Genomic DNA, 7,410 nt, shown 5'->3' on the forward strand with positions numbered 1-7,410 from the left:
CGCTTGACGACGCCGCAATCAGAGAACGCTATACAGCCGGTGGAAGCGTTGGAGCGAAAAGGGCATCTTCGCGCGGATGATGGCCGGGCTGGCGGCGGAACACGGCGAGAAAACGACTGTGATGATCGACGCAACATACCTGAAGGCACATCGAACGGCGACCAGCATGGCCGCCAAAAAAGGGGGCGCGGTCGCCCGATTGGTCGCACCAAGGGCGGCTTGAACACCAAGCTTCATGCCATCTGTGACAGCCAAGGACGACCGCTCGATTTGTTCATCACCGCTGGCCAGGTGATCGACTACGCCGGCGCGCGGGCGCTTCTCGGTAGCCTGCCAAACGTCAAATGGCTGCTCGGAGATCGCGGCCATGACGCCGGCTGGTTCAAAAAAGCGTTGAAAGACAAAGGCATACACGCCTACATACCCGGTCGGAAGCAACGCAAGACGCCGATCAAGTACGACAAGCGTCGCTACAAGCGGAAAAATCGTATCGAGATCATGTTCGGCAGGCTCAAGGATTGGCGACCCGCCATGACCGATGCCCCGTAGTGTTCCTATCGGCCATCGCCCTCGCAGCGACCGTAATCTATTGGTTATGAATCCTGACACTAGATCACAGAGCCGAACCGTTTCGATAAGTCAGCGGCGGCCCGCAGCAATGTCGGCACCCTTGTCTTGATCTCGTCCATGGAAGCAAGCTTGGTCGGCGACCAGACATTGATCGCCGCAACGATGCGGTTGTCGTAATCGATCACCGGTGCCGCGATCCCGACGATTTGCCAGAACTCTTCACGATCACCGATCGCGTAGCCGCGCTTGCGGATCCTGACGAGGTCGCGGCGAAGGTCGTCCGCGTTCGTGATTGTATTCTCGGTATGCTTTTCCAGATCCACCGCATCAAGATAGCTGTCCAATTCATCGTCGGTCATATGCGCAAGGAACAGCTTGCCCACGGCGGTGCAGAAAAGTTCGGACTGGCCGCCGATCTTCACGGCAAGCTGGAACGGGTGGACGACATGGGTGCGGATGAATGTCGCCGAATTGTCGATCCTTACGGCAAGCGCCACATTCAGGCCGGTTTCCGCGCTGATCCGTTGCAGGTCGCGATCCTCGATCAGTTTCAGATCGATCTTCTGCCAGCTTGCGCGCGCCCATCCGATCAGGCGGCTGCCGATGGTATAGGATTTGCTGTCTTCGTCCAGTTTGACCAGATCCTGACCCACCAGAATCGACAGCAGGCGGTGGGTCGAGCTTTTGTTGAAGCCCGTTGCCTCCGATATTTCCGAATAGGTCAGCGCGCCGGGAGATCGTGCCAGAACGTCTATCACGGTCACGCATTTTTCTACAATCGAGCTTTGAACTTCGCGCATGGACGTCCTCCGTACCGTTTGATTCAGCTACGGGCTTGCCGGGTTCGCCGCAAGGGCCGTGATGCCGGCTGGTCTGCCTGTATGGCGTCGGCAGATTTTTCTTGACAGCTGGGCGTGCCTCGCATCATTTTGCATTACGAACTTTATATTTTATAATACGAACAGATCGTGAGGGTCTATGGTCGAACAAGTGCAGGCTATCGTCATCGGGGGCGGCATCGTCGGTTGCAGCATCCTGTATGGCCTCGCAGAGCGGGGCATGACCGACACCCTGTTGTTGGAAAAGAACGAACTGACTTCGGGCTCGACCTGGCATGCCGCCGGGAACTGTACGCATTTCGGCCATGACGCCGAGATCACGCGCCTGTACGTCAACTCGATCCGCACCTATCTGCGCGCGCAGGAAGAAAGCGGCCAGTCGGTCGGGTTTCACAAGACCGGCAGCCTGCGACTTGCGACAACCCCTGACGAATTGGCGTCCTATGAACGTCTGGTGCCCATCTACAAGAAGCTGGGCATTCCCTATCAGGTGGTCTCGCCCCAACAGATCCCCGCTTTGCACCCCTTGATGAATTGCGAAGGCGTGCTGGGCGCGGCCCATACCCCCGATGACGGTCATGTCGACCCGACCGGCGCGACCATGGCGATGGCGCAATCGGCGCGGGCACGCGGCGCCAGGATCCTGCAACAGCACCCCGCTGACAGCATTCGGCGAAGCGCCACGGGCGTCTGGGAAGTACGATCGAACGACAAGGTATTCACGACCACGCGGCTGATCGTCGCCACCAGTTTCTGGGCGCGTGAAATGCTGGCGCAACTGGATATCGACGTTCCGCTTTACGCGCTGGAACATCATGAACTGGTCACAGAAACCCATCCCGATATCGCGGCATTGGGGTTCGAGCTTCCGACCGTGCGCGACCCGTATGTGTCAGGAAATGTCCGCCAGGAAGGCAAGGGCTTTCTGATCGGGGTCTATGAAAAAGAGCCGGTGGCCTGGAATGTCGACGGCATTCCGCCCGAGTTCGGACGCGAATTGCTGGTCCCGGATCTTGAACGCCTGATGCCCAATCTGGAACGCTGCATGTGGCGTTTCCCCGCTTTCGCCCAAGTGGGCATCAAGGTCGCGAATAATGGCCCGCTTTGCTATGCGCCCGATGGCTTTCCAATGCTGGGGCCAGTGCCGGGGCAAGAGGGGCTTTGGCTTGCCTCGGGGTTCCATGTGGGCATCGGGACCGGAGGCGGCGCCGGGCAGTTTCTCAGCGAATGGATCGCGACGGGCAAGCCACCCTACCGGCTGGCATGCGTCGACCCGGCGCGCTTTGCCGCGCCGATGGACACCCAGACCGCGGTCAGCAGCATCCTTGGCCATTATGCCGCCGGCTATGCGACGCCGCCCATGGATGTCGCCATCTGAAGCTTAAGCAGGGGGTATGTCCCATGAAAAAACTGATGAACGAACCCGTCAACTATGTTGACGAGGTGCTGGACGGGATGCAGTTGGCGCATCCCCGGATCTTCAAGGTCGATGGCGCGACCGGCCGCGTGCTGCGCAAACCGGTGCTCGAACCGGGGCGTGTCGGGGTCGTTTCTGGGGGTGGCTTCGGCCATCTTCCGATGTTTGCGGGTTATGTCGGTGACGGTCTGCTAGATGCCTGCGCGGTCGGGGATGTCTTTGCCTCGCCCGATATGAACCCGATGCTGGAGGCGATACGCCTTGCCGATGGCGGCAAGGGCGTTCTGTGCATCGTAGGCAATTATGGCGGCGACAAGATGAACTTCGCCATGGCCTGTGAATTCGCCGAGATGGAGGATATCGCGGTCCGCCAGGTTCTGGTGACCGACGATGTCGCCAGCGCGCCGGCGGATCAGATGAACAAGCGGCGCGGTGTGGCGGGTATGGTCTATGTCATGAAGATCGCCGGTGCCGCCGCCGCCGCAGGCCATGACCTGGCCGAAGTGACGTCGCTGGCGCAACGTGCTGCCGACAATTGCCGGTCGGTCGGGGTGGCGCTGGCGTCCTGCATCGTACCTCAATCCGGCCGTCCGACCTTCGAGATCGCCGACGATGAGATCGAGATCGGCATGGGGATCCATGGCGAACCCGGCGTATGGCGCGGCAAGGCGAAACCGGCGGATGCCCTTGCCGAAGAACTGCTGACCCATCTGACAGGCGATCTGTCCCTGGCGTCGGGGGACCGGGTGTCGCTGTTGGTGAACGGCTTGGGGGCCACCCCTGTCGAAGAGCTGTATATCCTGCACCGTGCCGCCCGAAAGATCCTGTCGGAGCAAGGGATCGACGTCGCGATTGCGCGGGTCGGCAACTATGCCACCTCGATGGAGATGGCCGGCGCCTCCATCACTTTGATGAAGCTTGATCAGCAGCTGGAAACTCTTCTGGCTGCCCCCGCAACCAACCCGTTCTGGAGCGTTTGACAGTGACCCTGACCACAGAAAGCCTGCGCCACGCGATCGAAAGCATCGCCGCGCAAGCCGACCCGATCGGCACCGAGCTTAACGAATTGGATGGCCGTCTTGGCGATGGCGACCTTGGGGTGACCTTCCTGAACGGCTTTAACAATCTGTCGGGACTGGCGCCGGCGCTGCCGCAGGATTTCGGCATGGCCTGCATGGATTGCGCCAAGGGTATGACCAAGGTGTCGGGGTCGTCTTTCGGCACGCTGATGGCGATTTCGTTGATGGCGGCGGCCAAGACCACCAAGGGGCAGGACCGGATCGACTGGTCGCAGCTGCCTGACCTGCTGCAGCAGGCACTGGACGCCATGATGGCGCGCGGGGGTGCGACGCTGGGTGACAAGACGATGCTGGACAGTCTTGCGGCGATCATCGCGGCGATCCGGGGCAGCGATGATCCCGCCGCCATGCTGGCCGCCGCGGGACAGGCCGCCGATGACGCTTTGACGACCTATCGTGATCTTCCCTGCAAGATCGGCCGCGCAAGGATTTTTGGCGACCGGACGGTCGGCATGGATGACCCCGGCATGGTCGCGGTCAAGCGCATGATCGATTGTCTTGCCCATGGCTGATCTTGCTCTCTTCGATCTGACCGGAAAGACCGCGCTGGTGACCGGCGGGGCCACCGGTATCGGCCTTGGTCTGGCCGAGGGTCTGGCCCGTGCGGGGGCACGGCTTATTCTGAATGGCCGTCGGCGCGATGTTCTGGACAGCGCGGTCGAAGCCCTGCGCGCCAAGGGTTACAACGTCGCGGGGGCGGCTTTTGATGCCGCCGATCCGCAAGCCGTCGATCAGGCCATCACGCAACTTGCGGCGGCGGGACATCAGATTGACATTCTGGTCAATAATGCCGGCACGAACCGGCGCGGCGCGATGAACCAGATCAGCGTGGACGATTACGCTGCGGTGATCCGGGCCAATGTCGACACCGCCTTCATCATGTCGCGCGCGGTCTCACCGGCGATGATCGGGCGCGGGTCGGGCAAGATCATCAATATCTGTTCGGCACTGTCAAAGCTGGGGCGCAAGAATGCCGTGGCATATGCGGCATCCAAGGGCGCGATCGCCCAAATGACTTCGGCCATGTGTGATGAACTGGGCGGGCATGGCATTCAGGTGAACGGTATTGCGCCCGGCTATTTCCTGACCGAGCTGACGCAGGTGATCAAGGACGATCCACAGCATAACGACTGGCTGATGAAGCGGACACCTGCCGCCCGCTGGGGCGAGGTCGAGGATCTGGCCGGGGCCGCAGTGTTTCTTGGCTCGCGTGCCTCTGATTTCGTCAATGGCCATATCCTTTACGTGGATGGCGGACTGACATCGGTGATGGGATGACTGCGATGCGCCTGAACAGTCTTGGGTTTCCCCAGCTTTACATACAAGGGCCGGGCGCGATTGATCGCCTTGGTGAATTCTGCCTGCGGATCGGCAACAGGGCCTTCGTCCTTGGCGACGGCTTTGTGCTGAACCTGATCGGTGCGCGGATGCGCAGCAGCTCGGGCGAGGCCGGGCTGGCGGTGTCCGTCGACGAATTCAGGGGCGAATGTTGCCGTCCCGAAATCGAACGCCTTGTTGCCAAGGCGCGCGATGCGGCAAGCGATGTGATCATTGCGGCGGGCGGCGGTAAGGCCATCGATACCGGAAAGGTCGTTGCCGACCGGCTGAAGCTGCCTTTCGTGTCCGTGCCGACAATCGCATCCACTGACGGGCCGGTCAGCAGCCTTGCGGTCGAATATACCGAGGATCATCGGCATGTCGGGGTCCTTCGTCATGACAGGGCGCCGACTTTGGTCCTGGTGGACAGCCAGATCATCGCGGATGCGCCGCCGCGCCTGCTTGCCGCCGGAATGGGCGATGCACTGGCCACCTGGTACGAGGCGCAGATGTGCCGCGCCTCGGGCGTCGAAAATTTCCGCTGGGGCCATATCTCGCCCACCGCGATGGTTCTGGCGCAGCATTGCCGCGACACGATCCTGCATCATGGGGTTGCGGCCCTGGATGCGCTGCGCCGCGGTGTGATCGACGACGATCTTGAACGCGTCATCGAAGCCAACCTGTTCCTCAGCGGCACCGGTTTCGAGAATACGGGCGTCGCCGCCGCCCATGCGCTGGACGGCGCCCTGTCGCGCCTGACCGATGTCAGCGGCAGCCATCATGGCGAACGTGTGGCGTTGGGTGTGCTGTTCCTGCTGCTGCTTGTGAAGGATCGGGAACAGTTCGATCAGGTCGAGGACTTCCTTGGACGGGTGGGGCTGCCGACAAGGTTTGCGGCGCTTGGCCTTGGTCCCTTTTGCGAGGATGAACTGGTCGCGCTGTCACAATTCGTGCTGCGCGACGGCTCGCCCATCAGAAACATGCCTGACCGGATCAGTCAGGCCGAGATCATCACCGCTTTGCGGTATCTCGACACGGGTCATCCTGACGACAGCAGGATTGCTGAGGGCTGACCTTATCAAGGCCGCAGGGATTGCCCGCCCGGCATTCCTGCGGTCTCACCGGGCGGGCACAAGAACCCGGCACGACAAAAGACGACCCGGAAAATCGACGCGACGCCGCCCGCGAAAAGGCGGTCCCACACCAACAGAGGAAGAACCATGAAATCTTTTGCAGCTATCGCCGCCACCATGTCGGTCCTGGCATCACCTGTTCTTGCCAGTGACGAGTTGACGGTTGCGTATTTTCAGGAATGGCCGATGCCGTTTCAATACGGCAAGGCCAAGGGCATCTATGATGAACGGCTGGGCGTGACGGTCAACTGGGTCGCGTTTGATTCCGGGACGGCAATGTCGGCGGCCATGGCTGCTGGCGATGTGCAGATCGCGATCAGTCAGGGCACGACACCATTTATCGTCGCCACCTCTGCGGGGCAGGATCTGCGCGCCGTTGGCATCGCGGTTTCGCTTTCCGACAACGACAACTGCGTCGTTGCGTCCCGGCTGGAGATCGACAAGGACAGCGCGTCGGAACTGGCGGGCAAGACCGTTGCGCTGCCGGTTGGCGCAACCGTTCATTACACGTTCTTGAAGTTGCTACAGCATTTCAATCTGGACCCCGCGTCGATGACGCTTGTCGACATGGCACCTGCGGAGGCTGCAGCGGCCTTTGAGCAGGGCAGCATCGACATGGCATGCGGTTGGGGCGGTGCGCTGAACCGGATGAAGGAAAGCGGCAATGTTCTGCTGAGCGGGGCCGAGAAGGAAGAGATCGGGATCCTGACCTTCGACCTGACGACCACGACGGGCGATTTCGCGGCCGAGCAGCCGCAGCTTCTGGCCGATTTCGTGGCCACCACGGCCGAGATGAACGCGATGTGGACCGCCGGCGACCGCCGCGACGAGATGTTGCCGGTGATCGCGCAGGATGCGGGGATGGACCCTGAGGCGGCGGCCGCGGTGATCGACGGGTTCGAGTTCCCCGAGACCGAGGCGCAGCTGTCGCAGAAATGGCTGGGCGGTGGCCTGGCCAGCTATGTCGAGGGCGTCGCGACGATGTTTTACGACCTTGGCAACATCCCGTCCGTTCAGGACAGCTATGCCGAATTTGTCGATCTTGCGCCGCTGCA

7 protein-coding genes and 1 pseudogene are annotated in these 7,410 nt (G+C 61.4%); 7 read left to right on the forward strand and 1 reads right to left on the reverse strand.

Going from position 1 to position 7,410, the window contains the following annotated elements:
* Window positions 1–22: 22 nt before the first annotated feature.
* Window positions 23–599 (forward strand): annotated as a pseudogene (locus BMX67_RS18570) (IS5 family transposase); the annotation flags it as partial.
* Window positions 600–608: 9 nt separating this feature from the next.
* Here BMX67_RS18570 and BMX67_RS18575 read toward each other — a convergent pair.
* A complete protein-coding gene (locus BMX67_RS18575; protein WP_090738120.1) occupies window positions 609–1,370 on the reverse strand; it encodes an IclR family transcriptional regulator in 762 nt (253 codons plus the stop codon).
* Between the two features lie 178 nt (window positions 1,371–1,548).
* Between BMX67_RS18575 and BMX67_RS18580 the strand changes: the two genes are divergently transcribed.
* The 6 genes from BMX67_RS18580 to BMX67_RS18605 form a co-directional block, all read left to right on the forward strand.
* Window positions 1,549–2,787 carry an NAD(P)/FAD-dependent oxidoreductase gene (locus BMX67_RS18580; RefSeq protein ID WP_090738124.1) on the forward strand — a complete coding sequence of 413 codons (1,239 nt, stop codon included), beginning with the start codon at window positions 1,549–1,551 and terminating at the stop codon, window positions 2,785–2,787.
* A gap of 23 nt (window positions 2,788–2,810) precedes the next feature.
* On the forward strand, window positions 2,811–3,806 hold the full coding sequence (locus BMX67_RS18585; protein ID WP_090738126.1) for a dihydroxyacetone kinase subunit DhaK: 996 nt from the start codon (window positions 2,811–2,813) through the stop codon (window positions 3,804–3,806).
* A gap of 2 nt (window positions 3,807–3,808) precedes the next feature.
* Window positions 3,809–4,417, forward strand: coding sequence for a dihydroxyacetone kinase subunit L (locus BMX67_RS18590; protein ID WP_175479985.1), 609 nt, complete (start codon window positions 3,809–3,811; stop codon window positions 4,415–4,417).
* Window positions 4,410–5,183 carry an SDR family oxidoreductase gene (locus BMX67_RS18595; protein ID WP_090738130.1) on the forward strand — a complete coding sequence of 258 codons (774 nt, stop codon included), beginning with the start codon at window positions 4,410–4,412 and terminating at the stop codon, window positions 5,181–5,183. Before BMX67_RS18590 ends, BMX67_RS18595 begins: the two co-directional genes overlap by 8 nt.
* Window positions 5,184–5,188: 5 nt before the next feature.
* The gene (locus BMX67_RS18600) at window positions 5,189–6,295 is read left to right on the forward strand and encodes a glycerol dehydrogenase (protein ID WP_217645917.1); all 1,107 of its coding nucleotides are present in this window, start codon (window positions 5,189–5,191) and stop codon (window positions 6,293–6,295) included.
* A 147-nt stretch (window positions 6,296–6,442) separates the two neighbouring features.
* On the forward strand, window positions 6,443–7,410 hold a 968-nt coding region (locus BMX67_RS18605; RefSeq protein ID WP_090738134.1), incomplete at its 3' end, for a taurine ABC transporter substrate-binding protein.

The sequence above is a fragment of the Paracoccus homiensis genome (genome assembly GCF_900111675.1).
GTDB lineage: Bacteria > Pseudomonadota > Alphaproteobacteria > Rhodobacterales > Rhodobacteraceae > Paracoccus > Paracoccus homiensis.

What these genes read in the sequence shown, in the direction of transcription:
- BMX67_RS18575 (WP_090738120.1), bottom strand. Translation starts at nt 1,370, where the DNA reads ATGCGCGAAGTTCAAAGCTCGATTGTAGAAAAATGCGTGACCGTGATA.
- BMX67_RS18580 (WP_090738124.1), top strand. Translation starts at nt 1,549, where the DNA reads ATGGTCGAACAAGTGCAGGCTATCGTCATCGGGGGCGGCATCGTCGGT.
- BMX67_RS18585 (WP_090738126.1), top strand. Translation starts at nt 2,811, where the DNA reads ATGAAAAAACTGATGAACGAACCCGTCAACTATGTTGACGAGGTGCTG.
- BMX67_RS18595 (WP_090738130.1), top strand. Translation starts at nt 4,410, where the DNA reads ATGGCTGATCTTGCTCTCTTCGATCTGACCGGAAAGACCGCGCTGGTG.
- BMX67_RS18600 (WP_217645917.1), top strand. Translation starts at nt 5,189, where the DNA reads ATGCGCCTGAACAGTCTTGGGTTTCCCCAGCTTTACATACAAGGGCCG.